Annotated in this window: 17 protein-coding genes and 1 pseudogene; 5 read left to right on the top strand and 13 right to left on the bottom strand. The window is 71.6% G+C overall.

What is annotated here, in order from left to right; all coding sequences use genetic code 11:
* Positions 1-3: 3 nt before the first annotated feature.
* Entirely contained in the window at positions 4-636 is a 633-nt protein-coding gene (locus BJ965_RS00970) for a TetR/AcrR family transcriptional regulator (protein WP_184906885.1), read from the bottom strand.
* Between the two features lie 69 nt (positions 637-705).
* Here BJ965_RS00970 and BJ965_RS00965 point away from each other — a divergent pair, with 69 nt between their 5' ends.
* Together BJ965_RS00965 and BJ965_RS00960 are read left to right on the top strand one after the other, a co-directional pair.
* Positions 706-2100, top strand: a complete 1395-nt coding sequence (locus BJ965_RS00965) for an MFS transporter (protein ID WP_184906884.1) — start codon at positions 706-708, stop codon at positions 2098-2100.
* Positions 2097-3314, top strand: a complete 1218-nt coding sequence (locus tag BJ965_RS00960; RefSeq protein ID WP_184906883.1) for an FAD-dependent monooxygenase — start codon at positions 2097-2099, stop codon at positions 3312-3314. Before BJ965_RS00965 ends, BJ965_RS00960 begins: the two co-directional genes overlap by 4 nt.
* A gap of 18 nt (positions 3315-3332) precedes the next feature.
* Here the strand turns inward: BJ965_RS00960 and BJ965_RS00955 are convergent, their stop codons facing one another.
* From BJ965_RS00955 to BJ965_RS00910, 10 genes are all read right to left on the bottom strand, one after another.
* On the bottom strand, positions 3333-4154 hold the full coding sequence (locus tag BJ965_RS00955) for an endo alpha-1,4 polygalactosaminidase (RefSeq protein WP_184906882.1): 822 nt from the start codon (positions 4152-4154) through the stop codon (positions 3333-3335).
* Positions 4151-4813: a spherulation-specific family 4 protein gene (locus BJ965_RS00950; protein WP_184906881.1), complete on the bottom strand. Its 663-nt coding sequence runs from the start codon at positions 4811-4813 to the stop codon at positions 4151-4153. The genes BJ965_RS00955 and BJ965_RS00950 overlap by 4 nt, the downstream gene beginning before the upstream one ends.
* Entirely contained in the window at positions 4810-5712 is a 903-nt protein-coding gene (locus tag BJ965_RS00945) for an NAD-dependent epimerase/dehydratase family protein (RefSeq protein WP_184906880.1), read from the bottom strand. Before BJ965_RS00945 ends, BJ965_RS00950 begins: the two co-directional genes overlap by 4 nt.
* Before the next feature lie 7 nt (positions 5713-5719).
* The gene (locus BJ965_RS00940) at positions 5720-6433 is read right to left on the bottom strand and encodes a nucleotidyltransferase family protein (protein ID WP_184906879.1); all 714 of its coding nucleotides are present in this window, start codon (positions 6431-6433) and stop codon (positions 5720-5722) included.
* Between the two features lie 67 nt (positions 6434-6500).
* Complete coding sequence (locus BJ965_RS00935) at positions 6501-7502, bottom strand: GDP-mannose 4,6-dehydratase (RefSeq protein ID WP_184906878.1); 1002 nt, start codon at positions 7500-7502, stop codon at positions 6501-6503.
* Between the two features lie 51 nt (positions 7503-7553).
* Complete coding sequence (locus tag BJ965_RS00930) at positions 7554-8972, bottom strand: hypothetical protein (RefSeq protein ID WP_184906877.1); 1419 nt, start codon at positions 8970-8972, stop codon at positions 7554-7556.
* Positions 8969-10486, bottom strand: a complete 1518-nt coding sequence (gene pelF / locus BJ965_RS00925; protein WP_184906876.1) for a GT4 family glycosyltransferase PelF — start codon at positions 10484-10486, stop codon at positions 8969-8971. The genes BJ965_RS00930 and pelF overlap by 4 nt, the downstream gene beginning before the upstream one ends.
* 94 nt (positions 10487-10580) lie before the next feature.
* Positions 10581-12710, bottom strand: a complete 2130-nt coding sequence (locus BJ965_RS00920; RefSeq protein ID WP_184906875.1) for a hypothetical protein — start codon at positions 12708-12710, stop codon at positions 10581-10583.
* Between the two features lie 397 nt (positions 12711-13107).
* Positions 13108-13620, bottom strand: a complete 513-nt coding sequence (locus BJ965_RS00915) for a hypothetical protein (protein WP_246545806.1) — start codon at positions 13618-13620, stop codon at positions 13108-13110.
* A gap of 328 nt (positions 13621-13948) precedes the next feature.
* A complete protein-coding gene (locus BJ965_RS00910) occupies positions 13949-14437 on the bottom strand; it encodes a TetR/AcrR family transcriptional regulator (protein WP_184916626.1) in 489 nt (162 codons plus the stop codon).
* 265 nt (positions 14438-14702) lie between these two features.
* Here BJ965_RS00910 and msrA point away from each other — a divergent pair, with 265 nt between their 5' ends.
* From msrA to BJ965_RS00895, 3 genes and pseudogenes are all read left to right on the top strand, one after another.
* Positions 14703-15212: a peptide-methionine (S)-S-oxide reductase MsrA gene (gene msrA / locus BJ965_RS00905; RefSeq protein ID WP_184906873.1), complete on the top strand. Its 510-nt coding sequence runs from the start codon at positions 14703-14705 to the stop codon at positions 15210-15212.
* Positions 15213-15273: 61 nt separating this feature from the next.
* Positions 15274-16452: pseudogene (locus tag BJ965_RS00900) on the top strand (aldehyde dehydrogenase family protein); the annotation flags it as partial.
* Positions 16453-16552: 100 nt separating this feature from the next.
* Positions 16553-16744 carry a hypothetical protein gene (locus BJ965_RS00895; RefSeq protein ID WP_184906872.1) on the top strand — a complete coding sequence of 64 codons (192 nt, stop codon included), beginning with the start codon at positions 16553-16555 and terminating at the stop codon, positions 16742-16744.
* 131 nt (positions 16745-16875) lie between these two features.
* Here BJ965_RS00895 and BJ965_RS00890 read toward each other — a convergent pair whose 3' ends face one another.
* On the bottom strand, positions 16876-18537 hold the full coding sequence (locus BJ965_RS00890; RefSeq protein WP_184906871.1) for an ABC-F family ATP-binding cassette domain-containing protein: 1662 nt from the start codon (positions 18535-18537) through the stop codon (positions 16876-16878).
* Between the two features lie 81 nt (positions 18538-18618).
* The gene (locus BJ965_RS00885) at positions 18619-20253 is read right to left on the bottom strand and encodes an ABC-F family ATP-binding cassette domain-containing protein (RefSeq protein ID WP_184906870.1); all 1635 of its coding nucleotides are present in this window, start codon (positions 20251-20253) and stop codon (positions 18619-18621) included.
* Positions 20254-20319 lie beyond the last annotated feature (66 nt).

Raw genomic sequence — 20319 nt, 5'->3', positions numbered from 1 at the left:
GCCCTACTCGGCCCGGTACGCCCGCAGGAAGGTCCGCACTCCCTCGACGACGAGCGGCCGGACGCGGGTGTCCTCCGCGGCATTGGCGGAACCGAACCGGTTGAGCGCGACGCCGAAGGTCAGCGCGATGAACTGGTCGGCGGCGAGCCGGGCGTCGGGGACGTCGAGCAGCCCGGCCGCGGCGAAGGCGGCGAACCGCTCGGCGAGCGCCTCGTCGGGGGTGTCGGCCATGGAGTTCTCGCCCCCGTTCGGCAACTGGCCGAACTGCGTGCGGACCAGTCGCTGCAACGTCGCGTACTCCGCCGAGCCGAGCATGTCGGTCGCGATGCGCATCGAGAACGTGACCAGGACGTCCTCGAGGTCGATGGCTTCGGTGGGCTCGGTGAGGGTGTCGTCGAGGATGCGTCCGATCGTGGTGATCAGTGACTGGCCGACGCCGTCGACGACCGCTTGCAGGAGCGTCTGCTTGTCGCCGAAGTAGTCGTAGACCGTGCGCTTGGAGACCCCGGCCCGGGCGGCGACCGCGTCGACGCTGGTCCGGTCGAAGCCGTCGGAGAGGAACAGTTCCCGGGCCGCGGTGAGGATGGCGGCCCGCTTCTGCGTGGACCCCTCGCGCAGTGTCTTCGTGGTCGGCATGGCCGTATCCTAACCCGACTTTACTGCACCGTGTAGTGTAGTTTTGTGGGGTCGACGGAAAGGACGGTCATGACCACGACCCTTGCTCCCCCGGTCCGTGCCGGAAAGGCTGCTGTCGCGGCTCTCGGCCTGCTGGCGGCCGCCAGCGGGGCCCTGGAGTCGGTGGTGACACCGACACTCCCGCTGTTGCAACGCGAGTTATCGATAAGCCCTGCCCACGGGGCATTACTCAGCATCACGATGCTCATCACCGGTGCGCTCGTCACTCCTGTCGCGGGCAACCTCGGTGACCGCCACGGCGGCAAACGGGTCATGCTCCGGCTGATGGCGGTGGTCTCGGCCGGTGGTCTGATCTCCGCGCTGGCGCCGAACCTGCCGGTGCTGCTGCTCGGCCAGGTACTGGAGGGCGCGATGGTGGGAGCGATGCCACTGTCGTTCATCCTGGTGCGCAAGCACCTCCCCGCGGGCGAGTCCCAGGTGGCCATCGGAGTGGTCAGCGGCCTGTTCGTGGGCGGCGGGATGCTCGGCACCCTGATGGCCGGGCCCATCGCGGAACAGCTCTCCCGCCACTGGATGTTCGCGATACCGACGCTCGCGATCGTCGTGGCGACCCTGTTCGTCCACCGGGTGATGCCGGACGATCCGCCGGCCCGCTCGGACGCCAAGATCGACTGGCCCGGCCTTGCTCTCCTGAGCGGCATTCTGCTGACGCTCATGTCCGGGCTGGCGATGGCGCCCGAAGCCGGCAGTCGGCCACTCGCGATCGGCGCCCTGATCGTGCTCCTGGCCGTCCTCGTCGCCGGATGGATCTCCGTCGAGCGCCGGTCACCCTCTCCGATGGTCGATCTGCACCTGCTGGCGAAGCCCGGGATGTGGAGCTCCTACGTCATCACGTTCGCCGTCTGCATGGGTACCGCGGTATCGATGTATCTCGTTCCGCAGCTGTTCGCGGCGTCCGGCGACGGGTACGGCTTCGGGGCCGGCTCCACCGACATCGGGCGGTACCTGTTGCCCGGCACCGTGGCCGGGGCGATCAGCGGGCCGCTCGGCGGCCTCGCAGCGCGGCGTTTCGGCCCGACTGCCGTGGTCGGCGCCGGAATCGGTGTCATGGCGGCCACGCTGCTCGTCATGGCGTTCGTGCACACCGAGGTGTGGCACCTCGTCGTCGGCAAGGCGCTGGTCGCTCTGGCCAGCGGGGTCTGCATCACGGCGATGGTCGTCAGGACCGCCGCCTCCGTCGATCACACCGACACCGGCACCGCCACCGGCCTGGTCCTGGTCACACGCGTGATCGGCTTCGCCGCGGGCGTCCAGGTCAGCGGCGCCGTCCTCACCGCCGGGACCCGCCCGGGGACGGCCGACCCGGCCGGATCGGCCTTCGTCACCGGCTTCGTCATCGCAGGCGCCGTCACGGCACTGTCCATGCTCCTCGTCCCCGCCATGCGCAAAGGAGTCAAGAAGTGACCCCCACCCCTCGGTTGACGAGCAGCGGTACCAGAGCACCACGCAAGGTCTTGATATCGGGGGCGAGCATCGCGGGTCCCGCCCTCGCGTTCTGGCTGAACCGCCACGGATACGCGGTCACCGTGGTGGAGAAGGCAGCCACCGTGCGCAGCGGTGGCTACCCCGTCGACGTGCGCGGCACCGCACTGGAGGTCGTCCGGCGGATGGGGATCCTGCCTCGGCTGGAGGACGCACACGTCGACACGCGCCGGTTCACCTTCCTCGACGGGGACGGCGCCACGGTGGCCGCGATCGCCCCGCACACCATGGACGGCGGTGTCGCCGGACGGGACCTCGAGGTGCGTCGCGGGGATCTGACCGACGCTCTGTACACGGCGGTCCGGGACGACGTGGAGTTCATGTTCAACGACTCCATCGACGTCCTCGACCAGTCCGGCCACGGGGTCGACGTCACCTTCCGCGGGGGCGACAGGCGTACGTTCGACATGGTCTTCGGCGCGGACGGACTGCACTCGCGCACCCGGGAGTTCCTCTTCGGCCCTGAGAAGCGGTTCCACCGCTACCTCGGGTACTGCTTCGCAGGGTTCACCCTGCCCAACACCCTCGGTCTCTCCCACGAGATCATGATGTGGAACACCCCCGGCCGGGCCGTGGCTCTCTACGCCGTGGGGGACAGCGACGCCGTGCACGCCTTCTTCAACTTCGCCCGGCCGGAACCGCCGTCCGACGCCCTTCTGAACCCGGCGGCCCAACGGGACCTGTTCGCCTCGGTCTTCGCCGACGCCGGATGGGAGGTTCCGCGCCTGATCGCATCCCTGCGCGAGGCGGATGATCTGTTCGCCGACGTGGTCAGCCAGATCCGCATGCCCCGCTGGTCCCGGGGCAGGGTCGCCCTCGTCGGCGACGCCGCATACGCCCCCTCGTTCCTCACCGGGCAGGGCTCCAGCCTCGCACTCGTCGGTGCCTACATGCTCGCCGCCTCCCTGGCCGAGCGGGACGCCGCCGCCGGCTTCGCCGCGTACGAACACGGCACCCGCCAGTTCGTGACACTGAACCAGGACCAGATCGGGCGGAGTGGCGCCACACTCTTCCCCACCACCGCCCGGGCCCTGGAGCGGCGCAACGACATGCTGCGCACTCTCGACACCATTCCCGCCGCCGGACGACCGGCCCACTCGGCCCTCACCCTGCCCGACTCCACGCCCACCAGGTAGCGGGAGGCACCGGCCATGTCAGCAAGGGCTCCGCCACACCCCGAGTTCCGGCTCCTTGCGCATCGACGACAGCCTCAGCCGGCGGGACTCGGCACAGAAACGGCTCCGCGGCTCCTTGTACTCCACGTGGAACACCGCTTTGCCCGCCGCGATGAACGGGGAGAGCTCACCGCACTCGTCGTACTGGGCGCACTCCTCGTTGACCGCGAAGTCGAAGTGCCGTACGAGCTGGGGGATCTGGGGAAGGTCGTTCTTCAGCCCCACCGACAGCCCCCGCTCGTGGGCGATGGCCGCGATCATCCGGTTGTACCTGAGCTGGTCGCGTGCGGTGAGCGGAAAGCCGGTGTCATTGCCGTAGCCCTCCACCAGATCGGGCTCCACCGCGTCGAAGCCCTTGTCCCGGCACATGTCGAAGCGGCGTTCCATGATCGGCCGCAACACGGACAGCTGCCGGATGTCCAGCCACCGCTCGCCCGACCAGCCGTTGGGCTCGCCGAGAACCGAACGGGGGAAGGAGTCCCGGTCGGGCCGGAAGTCCTCCCACGCGCCCACGTTGACGTAACAGATGACCTTCCTCCCCGCGCGGTGCAGCCGGGCCACGTCCGCGGCGGAGTTCTCGAAGCCGTCGATGTCGTAGACCGGCACGTCGGCCGACGCGTCGACCCTGCCGTCGAGCTGCCACTGCCAGGCGAGCCCCGGACGGGGCTTCCACACGGCCCGCGAGGGCGACGCCGTACCCTGCGCGTCGGCGGGCGGCTCGGCGCTGCCGGAACAGCCCGTCAGCGCCGCGGCCGTCAGCGCGGTCAGCAGGGCCGCACGTGAAAGGACCCGCACGGTCATCGCCCGGCCCCGGTGAGGGCCGGCGTCAACTGAGCCCACGGGTTGGGTGGTTCACCCGTCACCGGGCCGCAGACCGCCGCTCCGCGCTCGTGCGCCGTGCGAACGGCCAGCGGAACGAGTGCCTCGGGCACGCCGTACACGAGATGGCACAGCCGCTCGGATGGGTGTCGCGCGGTCCACGTCGGCCGGCTGAAGGCGGAGACGTACGTCGACCAGTGCCCCTCGAAGGTGACGGTCAGGTCGGCGAGGCGGGCGTATCCCGGGGCCGGATGGACGCCGGGGTTGAGGACGACCGTCCCCACACCCAGCCGGCGCAGCGCCCGCACCAGCCGGCGGCAGGCCGGCAGCCCGTCCGCCGTCGCCGTCACCCGGTCCAGGAAGCAGCCGTCCGCCGCGTACCACTCGCGGTGGCGCCGCACGTCCTCGGTGATCTCCGCGGGGTCACGCACCCCGTAGTCGGTGTCGACATAGCCCAGCAGGCGCGCCCCCGCGGCCCGCAGCGCACCGGCCGCCGCGGTGAAAGCCGGGTCAGGGGCCTCGCCCGGACCGCTCGCCGGGTTGAGAACGACGCCGTAGGTGCGGGTCGCCGAGGTGATCAGCCGGTGCCAGGCACCCGGGTCCTCGGCCGGATGGACGTACAGCGGGATCAGCAGGCTCACGGTGTGCGGCCGCCTTCCCACAGGGCGGCCAACGCGTCGTCCAGGGAGTGCGCCGGACGCCAGCCCAGGGCCTCCTCGGCGGCGGAGATGTCCGAACACTGCCACGACACCTGCGCGGAGCGGGCCGAACCGGCCGGGCTCGCCGCGCCCTCCTCGATCCGGCCGCGGAAGCCGGCCAGGCCGGCCAGATTCCGCACCAGGTCGCGCACCGGGACGGCCCGGCCCCCGCCGAGGTTGAGGACGGGCGGCAGCGGGCCCGGAGCCGTGGCCGCGAGGACCACCGCCCGCGCCACGTCGCGTACGTCGACGAAGTCGCGGTGGGCGGACAGGTCGCCGAGCCGCAGCACCGCCTCCGGGTCGCGGCCGGCCTCGCGCAGCAGCGCGGCGATCCGGCCGGGCAGCCCGGTGGGCGGCGCTCCGGGCCCCACCGGATTGCCCACCCGCAGCACCACCGCGTCCAGGCCGGAGGAGGTCACCGCGACCGTGCCCGCGAGCTTGGTCGCACCGTAGGGGCCGACCGGGTGGGTGGCCGCCGATTCCGTCACCGGGGTGTCCGGCGTGCCCGGGCCGTACTCGGCGGCCGAGCCCAGGTGCACCAGACGGGCCGCGGGGGCCGCCTCGCGCAGCGCGGCGCACAGCACCGCGGGACCGCGGGCGTTGACCTCGGCGAGGGTGACGGCGTCACCGCCGGTCGCGCCCGCGCAGTTGACGACCGTATCGGGCGCGGCGGAGGCGAAGGCCTTCGCCAGTTGCTCCGGGCGGACGTGGGCGAGATCGGCGTCGACATCGGCGGCCGGCGACCGGCCGCCGACGAGGACCTGCGCGCCCGGCAGAGCGCGCAGCCGCTCCGCGACGTGAGCGCCCAGATAGCCGGTGGAGCCCAGGACGAGAATGCGCATGACGTGCTCAGGCTCCCTTGAGCAGAAGCGACTTGCGGGTGGTGAACTCGGCGTTGGCCCGGTCGTAGTCGTCCGGGCGGCCGATGTCCAGCCAGTACCCGTCGAAATCGTAGGCGTGCGGCTTGTTGTCGGTCTTGAGCAGGTCGAGCACCAACTCGTCGAAACCGAGCGGGAGTCCGGGCGTGTAGCCGTCGAGGGTGGTGCGGGACAGGCCGTAGACGCCCATGGAGACGCGGTAGTCCATGCTCGGCTTCTCGGTGAACGCGACGACCTTGCTGGAGTGGGTGGTCAGCACCCCGAAGTCGATGTGCACCTTGCGGGCGTACGTCGCGATGGTCAGCGGGGCCCCGGACGCGCGGTGCCGGCGCAGGACGTCGGCGTAGTCGAGGTCGGTGAGGACGTCGCCGTTCATCACCAGGAACGTCTCGGGCAGGCGGTCGCGCAGGTTGAGCAGCGGGCCCATGGTGCCCAGCGGGCTCTCCTCGGTGGCGTAGTCGACGGCCAGGCCCCACTGGGAGCCGTCGCCCACGTAGGCGCGGATGATCTCGCCGAGGTGGCCGATGGCGATGGTGCAGCTGGTGAAACCGGCCGTGGACAGCTGGCGCAGCACGATCTCCAGGATGGCGTGCTGGTCACCGATGGGCACGAGCGGCTTGGGCAGCGCGGTGGTGTACGGCCGCAGCCGGACGCCCTTGCCTCCCGCCAGGATCACTGCGTGCATGGGCTCCTCCTTCGTGAACGCTTCGTGGACGTGCGCGGACGAGACGGACGAGATCCGCTGGGCGGTGTCAGATGTTGTAGATGCCGGTCTTGTAGCGGGCGAGGTTGGCCGGGTCGCGGAAGAAGTCCACGGTGGCCGCCAGGCCTACCTCCAAGGTGTGCGCGGGCTGCCAGCCGGTGGCGGCGGTGAGCCGGCTCGCGTCCGCGACCAGCCGCATCACCTCCGAGTTGGCGGGACGGATGCGGGTGGTGTCCTCGCGGACGTCGAGCGCGGTGTCCATCACCTTGCCGATCAGCGCGACCAGGTCGCCGACCGAGATCTCCCCGCCGGTCCCGGCGTTGAAGGTACGGCCCACGACCTGCCCGGCGGGCGCGGTGCCGACGGCGAGGAAGGCCTGCGCGGTGTCCTTGACGAAGGTGAAGTCCCGGGTGGGACGCAGGTCGCCGAGGGTGATGGTGCGCTCTCCCGCCGCGACCTGCCCGATGACGGTGGGGATGACCGCGCGCATCGACTGGCGCGGCCCGAAGGTGTTGAAGGGCCGCAGGGTGACCACGGGCGTGTCGAAACTGGCGTGGTAGCTGTCGGCCAGCCGGTCCCCGCCCGCCTTCGAAGCGGCGTACGGGGACTGGGTGTTGATGGGGTGGTCCTCGGTGATGGGCACGGTCTGGGCGGTGCCGTATGTCTCGCTGGTGGAGGTGTGCACCAGCCGGGGCGTGCCGAGGGCGCGCACGGCCTCCAGCACGTTGAGGGTGCCGGTGACGTTGGTGTCCACGTAGCTGTGCGGGGCCTGGTAGGAGTACGGGATCGCGATCAGGGCGGCCAGGTGATAGGCGGTGTCGGCGCCTTCGAGGAGGCCGCGGACGGAGCCGGGGTCACGGACGTCGCCGAGAACGATCTCCACCTGGTCCAGGACGTCGGGGTGCAGGGTCTCCAGCCAGCCGTAGGAGGAGAAGGAGTTGTACTGGGCCATGGCCCTGACGCGGTGGCCCGAGGCGACCAGCGCCTCGGTGAGGTGCGAGCCGATGAAGCCCTCGGCTCCGGTGACGGCGGCGAGCGGTGCGGAGGTCAACTGCGGTGTCCCTTCGGTCGGGTGGGAAGCGAGCGGAGTGCGACATGCGGCTCAGGCGTGCGGGGCGGGCCGGCCGAGCAGCCACAGTGCGCACACCGACAGACACAGGGCGGCCGCGCCGCAGGCGAGTGGCAGGGCCAGGGCGTCGCCCGGTGGAAGCTGGAACAGGACGACCGCTCCGGCACCGCCGGCCGCCGCCAGGCAGATCCCGGCCGACGACCAGGCCGCCCCGAACGCCTGGAGCAGCAGCGCGGTCCACAGCACGGCGGCGAGCAGCAGCAGGGCGGCCGGGTCGGCGCCGGTGAGCAGGGCCGCGGGCAGCAGCGGCGCGAGGTAGGCGAGCAGACAGAGGCCGAGAATGCCGGCCGAGCGCAGCAGGAACCCGGCCGGTGTGGCGGTGGCCCGCAGCGCGGCGACCGACAGCCCCCGGTAGCGGTACAGCAGCCATTCCGCCGGTCCCATGCTCAGCGTCAGCACGATCACCGCGTACGGCTCCTCCCGCCCCTCCAACAGCACCAGCACCCCGGCGGCCAGCCCGAACAGGCCGTACGGCAGCGACCACAACAGCCGCGGCCGGGTCGCGCCGGTGACGGCCGGGACGGCGAGGGCGCCCCTCAGCACCCAGCCGGTGACGGCGAGCGTGGCGAGCAGCGCCAGCAGGGGCAGCCCGGCCCGGAGCGTGGGACCGGGCTCCCACCACGGCAGGACGGCGGCACCCGCGAGCAGCGGGCTGAGCGCCGCCAGCAGCAGCCGCTCCCGGCCCAGCACCAGCAGGACACCGGCGGCCGCCAGGTACGCGGACTGTGCGGCCGCCACCAGGGCCACCGGTCCGCCGTCGGCGGGCAGTGCGGCGACCGACGTGGCCACCACCGCCCCCACCGGGGCACCGGCCAGGAGGGTACGGGCCGCCTCCCGGCGTCCGGTCGCCATCCGCAGGTGCGCACGATGGCCGAGCGCCTGCCCCCACGCCCAGGAGACGAGCCCGGCCACGATGAGGGCGGGGGCGTACCCGCCGGCGTCCCACAGGGGAGCGGTCAGCAGGTAGGCGAGCCCGGGCAGGGCGAACAGCACGCCCCGCAGCAGGCAGCGCAGGGTGTCGGGATGCCAGGGGTCGGCCGCCGGGGCGGGCTCGGGAAAGGTGCGCGGCACCCGCTCGTAGAGGGCGGAGGCCAGGGAGAACAGGTTCGGGTGGCCGTACCGTTCGTTGATCAGGGAAGCGGACAGTCCCTCCGCCTCCAGCAGCGCCGCCACCTCGTAGGGGTGGACGGCGGGGCCTATGCGGTCGGCGAGTTCGGCGGCGAGCTCACTGACCGCCTCCTCGTCGGGGCCCTGCCGGGGCAGCCGGATGGCGAGCGTGGTGTCGTCCAGGGCCCAGCGCGGCCGGCGGCGCGGCGGACGGGTGCCGGCCAGCCGGAGGGCCAGCGTGTCCTGCTCCGCGCCCCCGGGTTCGAGGGATATCGGCCCGCTCACAGGGCGAGGCTTCCGGTGCCGTGGACGACCGGCGCGGACAACCCGAACGTCGGCGTGGCCGTCAACTCCTGCTTCGGATGGGCCAGGTCCAGATAGACGGACCGAAACGTGTCAATGGTCTGCCGCAGGGTGAACTGCTCGATGACCCGCAACCGGGCCGCCTCACCCATCGCCCTGCGCCGCCCCGGATCCCCCAGCAGCTCCAGCGCCGCCGCGGCCATCGCCGACGGATCGCGCGGAGGCACCACCAGCCCGGTGTCACCGACGGCCTCGCGGACACCGCCCACGTCCGTGGAGACGGTGGCCCGCCCGCAGGACATGGCCTCGATCAGGGTGAAGGGGAAACCCTCGCTGATGCTGGAGAGCATCACGACGTTCCCGGCGGCGTAGGCGTCCTTGATGTCGTCCACCCGCCCTTCGAAGGTGACGGCGTCGGCGTGCCCGAGCTCGGCGGCCAGGGCCTCGCAGCGCTCCCGGTAGGCCTCTCCGCCCCGCGGCGTGCCGCCGAACAGCCGCAGCCGCGCGTGCGGGAGCCGGTCGCGGACGAGCGCGAAGGCCCGGATGAGGGTCTCCAGGTCCTTGATGGGGTCGACGCGCCCGGCCCAGCTGAGGGTGGGGGAGTCCGGTTCGGGCCCGGCCGCCGGGAAGGCGGCGGGGTCCACGCCGTTGTAGACCGTGCGGATCGACTCCGGGTTCGCGCCGCCTTCCTCCTCCCACAGCCGGTTGTAGCGGTTGCCCGGTGTGATCAGGGCGGCCCGGCGGTAGCTCTCCTGCGCGAGCAGCCGGAAGAACCCGAGGATCACGGCCTTCACCGGCCAGCGGTAGGGCGCGGTGCGGTAGCCGAGGTAGCGCTCGCGCAGATAGACCCCGTGCTCGGTCAACAGCAGGGGAACGCCGTGCTGTTCGAGGGCGGCCAGGCCCGGCAGGACGGCGACGCCGCCGCTCACCGCGTGGGCGACCCCGCTCTCGGGGGCCGGGGCGGCCAGTGGACGCAGGGCGTGCTCCAGCAGGGCGGTCGCGGTGAGCGCGTCGTGCAGGGTCGGCCCCGCCTCGCGCACGGCGAGACCGGGGCGGTTCCACAGCGCGGTGAGGATCGCGATCGCCCGGTCCGCGCGCAGAAAGGGGCTCAGCGTCCCGTCCGACGCGGCCCGCGCCAGCGTGTACAGGGCGGGCGCGAAACCGTCCTCGGCACGCGGGTCGAGCAGCGCGGTCAGGAACCGCTCGTAGGCGGCGGCGAGTTGGTTGCGGGACCGGCCCCGGGGCGGGCGGCCCTCGGGCGGGGCACCCCACATGGGGACGGACAGCACGCCGGCGACGTGCGCGGGCAGGTCCCAGACGACCGGCTCACGTCCGGTGCCCGTGACGGCGATGACGTCGAAGGCCAGGTCGGGCATGCCCTGGACGAGTTGATCGCACCAGACGCTGACGCCTCCGTGGCTGTGCGGGTAGGTGCCTTCGGTGAGCAGGGTGACGCGCGTCGCTCCGGTACGTCGCGCGCCCTGGGGAACGGGCATCGATGTGCTCCACGGCCGAGGTGTGGGGTCGTTCGTTACGGTCCCGGCGGCCGTGGGGCGGCCAGGACCTTCGGGTCGTGCGCGCATGCGCCGTTCAGCCGTCTGTGGGACGGCCCACCGGGTCTGTGACGCCCGCGGGGACACGGGTGTCCGGCGCGGGCTCGGTGGCCGGGGCGTTCTCGGTGGCGGCGTCGGCGGGCGGTGCCGCGGCGGACGTCGGCAGGGTGAGGACGAGCGGGGCACCCGTGGAGGGTGTCCAGCCGGACACCGAGCCGGCGTAGGCCTCGCCGAACGCGGCACCGGCCAGCGTGCTGCCGGTGGGCAGGGTCGCGGTGACCGCCAGTCCGTCCGGGGCGTCCACGGTCACCGTCCCGCCGACGCGGTAGGCGGTGATCTGACCGGCCCCGAGTGCCGCACGCCACTCCGCCCGGCGCTCGAGTTCGGCGCCGATGTCACGCATCCGCAGGTTCACCACGGGGGTGCCCTCGGAGAACAGCGCCTTGTAACCGTCAAGAACGCCGTCGAGCACGGGGTAGGCGATGCGGTCCTCGGCCAGGTTGGACTGGTGGATGAAGTGCGGCTTGGGGTCGTTGGCCAGGACGTGGCCGAGGGCGATCTGTGTCTCCAGCGGCACGATGTGGCCGGCGTAGCCGGTCGCGGTGTCCAGGGGGGCCGGCAGACATGTGGTGGTGGCGGGGTTGTCCTCGCAGATGCCGCTGCCGCCCTGGGCGCGGCTGGTGTAGATCCAGTTGTACTCGTCGACCTGCTCGGCTGCCCGGCCGGCGTTGTAGAAGACGTTCATCGGGTAGCGGGGCACGGTCGTGGACGGACCCACCCGACGCTGGTCGGGCTCCCGGGAGTTGTCGGAGCCGAGCCAGGTGATGTGGTTGTCGCCGAGGGCGAGCGCCAGGTTCGGGTTGTCCTGGGGCTGCTGCGGAAGCACCTTCATGCCCGAGTGCTCACCGGTGACCAACTCGCTGTTCACGAGCGGCAGTCCGGCGCTCTCGCCCCAGACCCGGTTGGTGGCGATCTCGTCGGAGATGTCGTTGCGGCTCACCCACCGGGTGCTGCCGTCGGCGTTGGTCGCGCACTTCCAGGGCACCACGGTCGTGTCCTGCACACAGCCGAGGAAGGGGTGCGAGTAGGTGTGGTTGATCCACCGGAACTCACCCCGCCGTGCGATCAGCCGGTCGGCGAGCGGGTCGGCGCCGTTGTTGTCCTCCCGGTGGTCGGCGCTGCCGGCGCCGTTGTAGGCGAAGTCGAGGGTGAACTTCTTGTCGTCCTGCCAGTCGACGGCGTGATCGACGTCGGCGGGCGTCATCCGGATCGGGTCGGGCGTCGCGGTGGGGTCCGTGCAGTCGACGTCGCCGGGCGTGCAGTTGAGCCGGCTGTTCCAGCGGTCGTCCGCGGCGAACACGTCGTCGACGTGGACCGCGAAGTAGTTCCGCGAGGCGCCCAGGTGCACACCGCCGGTCATCCACTCCACGATGCCGCGGGCCAGGAGCCGGAACTGCTGCTGATACCGGTTGTAGACGAAGGTGACGACCAGCTCGCGCCGCCCGTCGTGCCGGTACTCGCCCACCAGCGTGCCCTTGGCCGACTGCCCGGGGATCGCCGCTTCGACGTACGGCGTGAAGTCGGCCCCCGCGACGGGCTTCGACAGATAGGCGTAACTCTCGCCGATCGCCGGGTCGTTGTCCTCGAAGGGCACCGCCCCGTCGAGATAGCCGAACGGGCCCGACTTGCCGGCGGCGGTCACCTCCGCCCGCTTGCCGTCGATGCTGCCGGAGTAGCCCCCGTGGACCGGGTACTGCAGTCCGGCTTCGGGACGCGCGTAGGTGTAGGCGTCGACCTGCGGCACGTCGTACTTCTGCTCGTACGCCGCCAGGGCCGCCATCTCGGACGAGCCGGCCGGGAACGGGTTGTCATCGGGCAGCACCACGGCCTGGAACCTGGCGCGCGGCCTGCCGTCCACGGTGTCCGCGAGGAAGCCGGCGTCGATCAGGGTCCGGCCGGACTGCGTGAGGTCGATCCGGGTGTACGGCGTGCCGGCCGCGGCCAGTTCGGCGGCTATCGCCTCGGTCGACGGGCCGCCGTCGCTCACCACCAGCACCCGCAGGTCGATACGGGGCGTGGTGTCGGCGTGCGCCGCGCCGGCCGGCAGGCCCAGTGCGGCGACGAGCGCGCCCACCGTGAGCACGGTGGTGCGTGTGGTCCGCTTCATGCGGTGAGGTCCCCTCCCCGGGCAGGGGTGAGTACTGCTCCGCAGAGCGGACGCACCCCCTTGCGTGCCGCCGGCGTCCCCCTCAGAAGCCAGTTCGTCACGCATCCGTTCGCGTCACATAGTGATGTCTGTGTGGAGATTTTGCGGTCATGTTGCGGAACATGACGGAAAAGCGCAGGTGTCGAACGGGGTGCTTCCGAAAGCGAAATGAGCCGTTCCCGGTCGCCGCCCGAAGTCGCCGCTGGTGGGCGCGGGGGCCCGGCATGCTGGTCCGGGGCCTGAGCAGCGCACCGGCGGGCCCGTGGGGCCCGCCGGTCGGAGTGCCAGTGGTCCAGACCGGGGCGGTGGCCCGGGCATGGAGGTTTTCAGGTCACCGCCGTCGGCTCCGGACGGAGCGTCAGGCGCAGAGCACTCGGGTCACGGGGGTGTAGACCGGGCCGCCGCTGACGTTCGTGGAGTCGCTGAACTCGGCGTAGAAGTAGGAGTAGAAGCCGATGTTGCCGTTGCAGCCGGAGTCGGCGGCGATGTCCAGCGTCAGGGTGACGGTGCGGCTCTGGCCGGGCGGGATGGTGGTGCCGTAGTTGCCGCCGAGGTTGGCCGGGCCGGTGCCGGAGCAGGGGGTGGGACCGTTGACGGTGGAGAGGCTGCATCCGGAGAAGCTGTACTTCAGGTCGGGGCGCTGTGTGGTCAGCCAGGTCGGCTCGATCGTCTGGTACACGAACCAGACGTCGTAGGTGTTGTTGTTCTTGATGGTCATCGACAGCTTGACCGAGCCACCGGGCGTGGTGGTGGCGCTCTCGGTGGCGAAGGTCAGCTCCGCCGGTGCCGGGTCCACCGCACTCGCGCTGGGGGCCAGGCCGAACACGGCGAGGGCGAGGGCGAGGACGGCGCCGAGGCCGAAACGTCTCATCAGGGGTGATCGCATGGCCTGGGAGGCTAGGCAGGGGCCGGGCGGAGCGTCTGCCCCGCGGTGCGGACGCTCCTCGCCATGCGGCTGGAAGTGTTCATGATGTGATCGAGGTGTGTTGAAAATGTGGATGCGCGACGGGTCCGGTATTCGCCCAGGCAGCCGGCGCCATCCGGGGCGACCGTGCCGGCGGAATTACTGCCGACCGCTTCCGTGGCGCCGGAAGATGACATTGGCGCGTATCGGTTCCGGCAGCCCTCTCCCTCGCCCGTGATCACCCTGGGATTCTCGGCCATCCGCCACAATCCGGCCTGCGTGTCACCGGAACCCGTCAGGGCGTCCCGAGGCCTCGCAGCAGTGTGTCGACCACGACGTCCGCCGCCTGCGCGGGGCTCAGCCCGGGCATCTGCCGGGACGCGAGGTGCATGAGCTGCGGCAGGAGCGCGCTCGCCCAACCCTGAGGCAGGTCGGAGCGCAGAAGCCCCTCGTCCGTGGCGCGTTCGAGGAAGGCGTCGACCTCGCGCACGGAGGCGTCCCGGCGGGCGCGGACGCCGTCGTCGGTGAGCATGCGGGCGAGGTCGACGGGCCAGGTGCGGTTGACGGCGATGATGTTCTCGACGTAGCGGTGCAGGGCGACGGCGACGGGGGCCTCGCGCAGCCGGGCGTCCTCGATGGCGTCCTCGATGGCCGCGAGGCGGGCGCCGTAGATCGCCGCGAGGAGATCCTCGCGGGAGGCGAAGCGGCGGTAGACGGTGCGCCGGTCCACGCCCGCCTCGGTGGCGATGTTCGCGATGCTCGCCCCGGGGTCGGCGGCGAGCATGCGCGCCCCCGTCGTCAGGACGGCTTCCAGATTGCGTGCCGCGTCAGCTCTCACGCCACCGATTCTAGCCAGCTCCTGTGGAATCTGAGGCGCCTGGTGCCTCAGCTGTGTTGCGAAACAAGCACTAAGCGCTACATCAGCGGTACTTTTCCCGGTAGCCGCCGATGGAGCATCAGTCACCTGTCGAGAGGGTGACGGCGTAAGGGGAGCGCATGTGCGAGGCTGGTCCCTCAGGGACGGATACGGGCAAGAAAGGTGATGCGCCATGAGTGATGTCGAGGAGAGGGCGCTGCTGGCGGGTGGGTGCTTCTGGGGCATGCAGGAGCTGATCCGTTCGCTCCCCGGCGTGATCCGCACCCGGGTCGGCTACAGCGGCGACAACGACAAGCCCCACCCCACCTACCGTGACCACGGGCGGCACGCGGAGTCGATCGAGATCGTGTTCGATCCGGCCGCGACCGACTATCGCGCGATCCTGGAGTACTTCTTCCAGATTCACGACCCGACCACGAGCAACCGGCAGGGCAACGACATCGGCCTGAGCTACCGCTCCGCCATCTTCTACCTCGACGACGAGCAGCGGCGCGTCGCGCAGGACACCATCGCCGACGTCGAGGCGTCAGGCCTGTGGCCGGGGCCGGTGGTGACCGAGGTGGTGCCGGCGGGTCCGTTCTGGGACGCCGAGCCGGAGCACCAGGACTACCTCCAGCGCTACCCGGAGGGCTACACCTGCCACTTCCCGCGCCCGAACTGGCGGTTGCCCAGGCGCGGCTAGTCCTGAACGCCGACGTGGCCGGGGAGGGTGACACCCTCCCCGGCCACGTGTCGTTTCCGCGATCTCCCAGGAGAACGGCTCGGCGGGATGGTTCACCCGGGCCGGTCAGCCGGGTCTGACCCGGCAGGCCGAGGCCTGTCTGAAGTCGGCGGAGGAGTTCGGCTGGGAGGAGACCCTGGCGCCCTCCGATCCGGCGTCCCCGGTGTGCAGTGTGGTGCGCCGTGAGGCGGTCGGCGTCGTGGCCGCGGTGATCCCCTGGAACTCGCCGTTCTCCTCGGCCACCGCGAAGATCATCCCGGCTCTCCTCGCGGGCAACTCCGTGGTGCTCAAGGTGTCCCCGGAGAACTCGCTGAGCATGGGTTTCCTCGCCGAGCTGCTGGAGCGATTGGGCCTGCCCGACGGCGTGCTCAGCATCCTGCCCGCGGACCGGGAGACCAGCGAGTATCTGGTGTCCCACCGGGAGGTCGACAAGATCGCCTTCACCGGTTCGACGCGGGCCGGCCGCCGTATCGCCTCGATCGCGGGTGAGCAGCTCAAGCGCGTCAGTCTGGAGCTGGGCGGCAAGTCCGCCGCCCTCCTCCTGCCGGACGCCGACATCGAGAAGGCGGTCGCGGCCCTGAAGTTCGGCTCCCTGCTCAACAACGGCGAGTCCTGTATCGCCCAGACCCGCATCCTCGCCCCGCGCAGCCGGTACGAGGAGGTCGTGACCGCGCTCAAGGAACTGGTCGAGTCACTGAAGGTGGGCGATCCGAGCGACCCCGACACCTTTCATCGGTCCGATGATTGGCCCCGACCAGCAGGAGCGGGTGCGCACCTGCATCCGGCTCGGCATCGAGGAGGGCGCCCGCCTGGTCACCGACGGCCCGCAGATCCCCGAGGGCCTGGAGAAGGGCAACCACGTCACGCCCACGGTCTTCGCCGACCCTCGGCAACTCCATGCGCATCGCGCGGGAGGAGATCTTCGGCCCGGTCCTGGTGGTCATCCCCTATGACGACGAGGACGATGCCGTCCGCCTCGCCAACGACTCCGAGTACGGCCTTTCCGGTGGTGTCTGGTCCGCCGACGAAGCCCACGCCCTGGCGGTCGCCCGCCGCGTCCGCACCGGCACCGTCACGGTCAACGGAGCCCCGGTGGCTTTCGACGGCCCGTTCGGCGGGTCCAAGGCCAGTGGCACCGGCCGGGAGTACGGCGCGGTGGGCCTCGGGTCCTACACCGAGATACAAGACGATCACCGTCTGACGTGCCCATGAAGTGACGTCACCGGCTTGACAGGTGACGAAAGGAGGGACACGCTGATGCTCGTCCAGGGCAACAGCTGATTCCGAAAGGGAGACCGGTCATGGGCATGGAATTGTCGACGGACACCGCCGCAGCGGCACGGCACGCGCGGTTCGGCAAGCTTCCCGAGCGCGTCCGCATCGAGGACACGGTCGAAGGGGCCAAGGCTACGCCGGGCGGCGGAAAGAACGCGTACGACCCCGAGGGCTCGTGGAAGTACTACTCGTGCCTCGCGCTGGACCTTGGCCTGTAGGACCATGTCCGGATCGCCGGGGCGCGCACAGGTTGCGGGACGCCGGGCACCGTCTGCCGTCTGCCGTCTGCCGTTCGCCGCCCGCGAGGGCGTGCGTACCGCCCCGCTGAGCGACGAGCGCAGCGCACGTGTCACTCCGGCTCGGCGCCGAACCTTCCCCGCCGCCCGCGATCCGGTTCCAGGCGCAGCTCGCGCCCCCGCCACCGTCGGCGCAGCCAGCGGTCATGGCCGGCGACCACGATCGCGCCCGGTCCCGCGGTGCCCAACGCCTCCTCCAGCTCATCGCACAGCCGCGGGGAGAGGTGGTTGGTGGGCTCGTCGAGCAACAGCAGGTGCGGCGGGCGGGCCACGAGCACCGCCAGGGCCAGACGCCGACGCTGCCCAACGGACAGGTGCCCGACAGGCTTGGCCAGGTCCGCCTCGTGCATCAGGCCGAGCGAGCCGATCGGCACCTTCTCGGCCCGTTCCGGGCCCACCGACAGCTCGTAGGTGTCCCGGACCGTGCGGTCGAGTCGCTCGAACCCGGTGTCCTGAGCGAGCAGCCCCACCGTCAGCCCGGGCCGCCTGTACACCTCGCCCTCGGCCGGAAGACGTCCGGCCAGCACGGCGAGCAGCGTGGACTTGCCCGCCCCGTTGTCGCCCGTGACGAGCAGCCGGTCGCCCGCCGCCACCTCCAGGCCGTCCAGGGCGAGCCGGCCGCCCACCCTCACATCAAGCAAGGACACCAAGGGGCGATCGCCCTCCTCCGCACGCGCGGCGAGCTCCCCGGCCGCGAAGCGCAGCGGCCGGGGCGGCTCGGCGACTCGGGTGCGCTCCAGTTCCTCCAGCCGACGGGCCGCGTTGCGCACGCGGCGGGAGATCTGGCTCTGGACCCGGCCCGCCCGGTGCCCGTAGCCCATCTTCTCGTTGTCGCGCGGACCCCGGTCCGGGGCGACGCGGCGCGCGGTCACCCCCGCCGAGTGCCGCAGCTCCGCCAACTCCTGTTCCTCCTCGGCGTACCGCCGCTCCCAGCGCTCCCGCTCGGCGCGCTTCTCACCCAGGTAGGCGCTGTAGTTGCCGCCGTAGCGGACCGGGCCGTCCACCGCCGGGTCGAGGTCGACCAGGTCGGTGCAGACGGCGTCGAGGAACGCACGGTCGTGACTGGCGAGGACGACGGCCCCGGAAAGGCCACGGAGTTGCTCCTCGAGGAACGCGGCCGCGCTGTCGTCGAGATGGTTGGTCGGCTCGTCCAGCAGCAGTGCCGGGGGCCGACGGACCAGCAGTGCGGCCAGGGCCAGCCGGCCCCGCTGCCCACCCGAGAGCGAACCGAGCGTGCGGTCATGCCCGAACGCGCCGAGACCCAGGCCGTCCAGCACCAGGGCGGCGCGGCGGTCGGCGTCCCAGGACTCACGGTCCTGGGCCAGCTCCAACCGCCTGCCGTAGGCGTCGAGAAGTTCCTGATGACCCGGGTCGTCCTCCGGGACCCGGGCGAGCTCTTCGCTGAGCCGTTCCAGCTCCGCGAGGTCCTCACGGGCCTCATGCAGCGCATCGTCCAGCACCGCGGCGATGGTCGCGTCGGCCTCGAACGGCATCTCCTGGTGGAGAAAGCCGAGGCCGGCGGGGCGGGAGACGCTTCCCGCGTCGGGCTCGTCCGCGCCGGCGAGCAACCGCAGCAGGGTGGACTTGCCGACGCCGTTCTCCCCGATGAGGCCGATCCGGTGGCCGGGGGAGGCGGTCAGGGAGACGCCGTCGAGGACACGTCGGCCGCCCAGGGAGCGGACGAGATCGTGGGCGAGCAGGGCATGCTGGGGCACAGGTGTCCGTCCAGGAAGTGATCGGTGGTCGGCCCGCCGGGCGCACGGCCGCGGACGCGGGCCACTGCATACGCCGACGGCTCACACCTCGGGAACTCCCGCCTCGGTGAGCGTGCCGTCCGCCAGGCGCAGCCGGCGGTTCACCCCGATCTCGGCGAGGAACCTCTCGTCATGGCTGATCACCACGAACGCGCCCTGGTAGGAGTTGAGCGCGCTCTCCAGCTGAGCGGCGCTGACCAGGTCGAGATTGTTGGTCGGCTCGTCGAACAGCAGCAGATGGGGAGCCGGTTCGGCGTACAGGACGCAGGCCAGGGTGGCGCGCAGCCGTTCGCCACCGGAGAGCACCCCGGCCGGCAGGTGTGCGCGGGCCCCCCGGAAGAGGAAGCGGGCCAGCAGGTTCATCCGCTCGGCCTCGCCCCGCTCCGGGGCGAACACGGCGAAGTTCTCCGCCACGGTGCGGTCCAGGTCCAGCAGATCCAGACGCTGTGACAGGTAGGCGACACGACCGTCGTTGCGCCTGATCTCCCCGCTGTGCGGGGCGAGTTCACCGGTGATCAGGCGCATCAGGGTGGTCTTCCCGGCGCCGTTCGGACCCGTCAGCGCGATGCGCTCCGGGCCCCGGACGGTGAGATCGACGCCGCCCTCCGCGAACACCTGCCGACCGCCGAGGTGCACCTGCATCGCCTCGCCGAGGAAGAGGTTGCGGCCCGCGGGCACCCGGGTGTCGGGCAGGTCAAGGGCGAGCCGCTGCTCCTCGCGCACCGTGCGCCCGGCCTCGTCCAGACGGGACTTGGCCTCGCTGACCCGGGACGAGTGCAGCTGGCCGGACCGGCCGGCGGATTCCTGCGCGCCGCGCTTCATGGTGCCGGCGAAGATCCGGGGCAGGCCGGCGCTCTTGAGATTGCGGGCGGCGTTGCTCGCGCGCCGCTCGGCCCGTTCGCGGGCCTGCCGCATCTCACGCTTCTCCCGCTTCAGCTCCTGCTCGGCGGTGCGGACGTTCTTCTCGGCCACCTCCTGCTCGGCGCGCACGGCTTCCTCGTACGCGGTGAAGTCACCGCCGTGGAAGCGGAGGTCGTCGCTGCCGACCTCGGCGATGCGTTCCATGCGGTCGAGCAGGGCGCGGTCGTGGCTGACCAGCAGCAGACAGCCGGTGAAGTCCGACAGCACGTCATGGAGCCTGTGCCGGGCCTCCAGGTCGAGGTTGTTGGTCGGCTCGTCGAGGAGCAGGACGTCGGGACGCTTGAGAAGCTGGGCCGCGAGACCGAGCTGGACGACCTGGCCGCCGCTGAGTGTGCTCAGGCTGCGGTCCAGGGCGAGGCCGGCCAGGCCGAGACGGTCGAGCTGGGCGCGCGTGCGCTCCTCGATGTCCCAGTCGTCGCCGATGGTGGTGAAGTGCTCCTCGCTGACGTCCCCGGACTCGACGGCGTCCAGGGCGCGGATCACGGCGTCGACGCCGAGCACCTCGGCCACGACCAGGTCGCCGGTCAACGGGAGGCTCTGCGGGAGGTAGCCCAGCGTCCCCTCGACCGACAACGAGCCGGTGCGGGGCCGGAGTTCACCGGCGATCAACTTGAGCAGCGTGCTCTTGCCCGCACCGTTCGGGGCGACCAGACCCGTATGGCCGGTCGTGACGGTGAAGGACAGGTCGCGGAAGACCGGGGTGTCGTCGGGCCAGGAGAAGGACAGGTTCGAGCACACGACGGAGGCGTCGGACATGGAGATGACCTCGGGGTACTACGGACAGAGAGAGCTCTGCCCTGGGCAGACGTGGGAAAGGAGGTA

Source organism: Streptomyces luteogriseus (genome assembly GCF_014205055.1).
Taxonomy (GTDB): Bacteria; Actinomycetota; Actinomycetes; order Streptomycetales; family Streptomycetaceae; genus Streptomyces; species Streptomyces luteogriseus.
This window is presented reverse-complemented; position numbering and strand designations above follow the sequence as displayed.

Coding starts and splice junctions, on each gene's coding strand:
- BJ965_RS00970 (WP_184906885.1), bottom strand. CDS start 636: ATGCCGACCACGAAGACACTGCGCGAGGGGTCCACGCAGAAGCGGGCC.
- BJ965_RS00965 (WP_184906884.1), top strand. CDS start 706: ATGACCACGACCCTTGCTCCCCCGGTCCGTGCCGGAAAGGCTGCTGTC.
- BJ965_RS00955 (WP_184906882.1), bottom strand. CDS start 4,154: ATGACCGTGCGGGTCCTTTCACGTGCGGCCCTGCTGACCGCGCTGACG.
- BJ965_RS00945 (WP_184906880.1), bottom strand. CDS start 5,712: ATGCGCATTCTCGTCCTGGGCTCCACCGGCTATCTGGGCGCTCACGTC.
- BJ965_RS00940 (WP_184906879.1), bottom strand. CDS start 6,433: ATGCACGCAGTGATCCTGGCGGGAGGCAAGGGCGTCCGGCTGCGGCCG.
- pelF (WP_184906876.1), bottom strand. CDS start 10,486: ATGCCCGTTCCCCAGGGCGCGCGACGTACCGGAGCGACGCGCGTCACC.
- BJ965_RS00920 (WP_184906875.1), bottom strand. CDS start 12,710: ATGAAGCGGACCACACGCACCACCGTGCTCACGGTGGGCGCGCTCGTC.
- BJ965_RS00915 (WP_246545806.1), bottom strand. CDS start 13,620: ATGAGACGTTTCGGCCTCGGCGCCGTCCTCGCCCTCGCCCTCGCCGTG.
- BJ965_RS00910 (WP_184916626.1), bottom strand. CDS start 14,437: ATGCTCGCCGCCGACCCCGGGGCGAGCATCGCGAACATCGCCACCGAG.
- msrA (WP_184906873.1), top strand. CDS start 14,703: ATGAGTGATGTCGAGGAGAGGGCGCTGCTGGCGGGTGGGTGCTTCTGG.
- BJ965_RS00895 (WP_184906872.1), top strand. CDS start 16,553: ATGGGCATGGAATTGTCGACGGACACCGCCGCAGCGGCACGGCACGCG.
- BJ965_RS00885 (WP_184906870.1), bottom strand. CDS start 20,253: ATGTCCGACGCCTCCGTCGTGTGCTCGAACCTGTCCTTCTCCTGGCCC.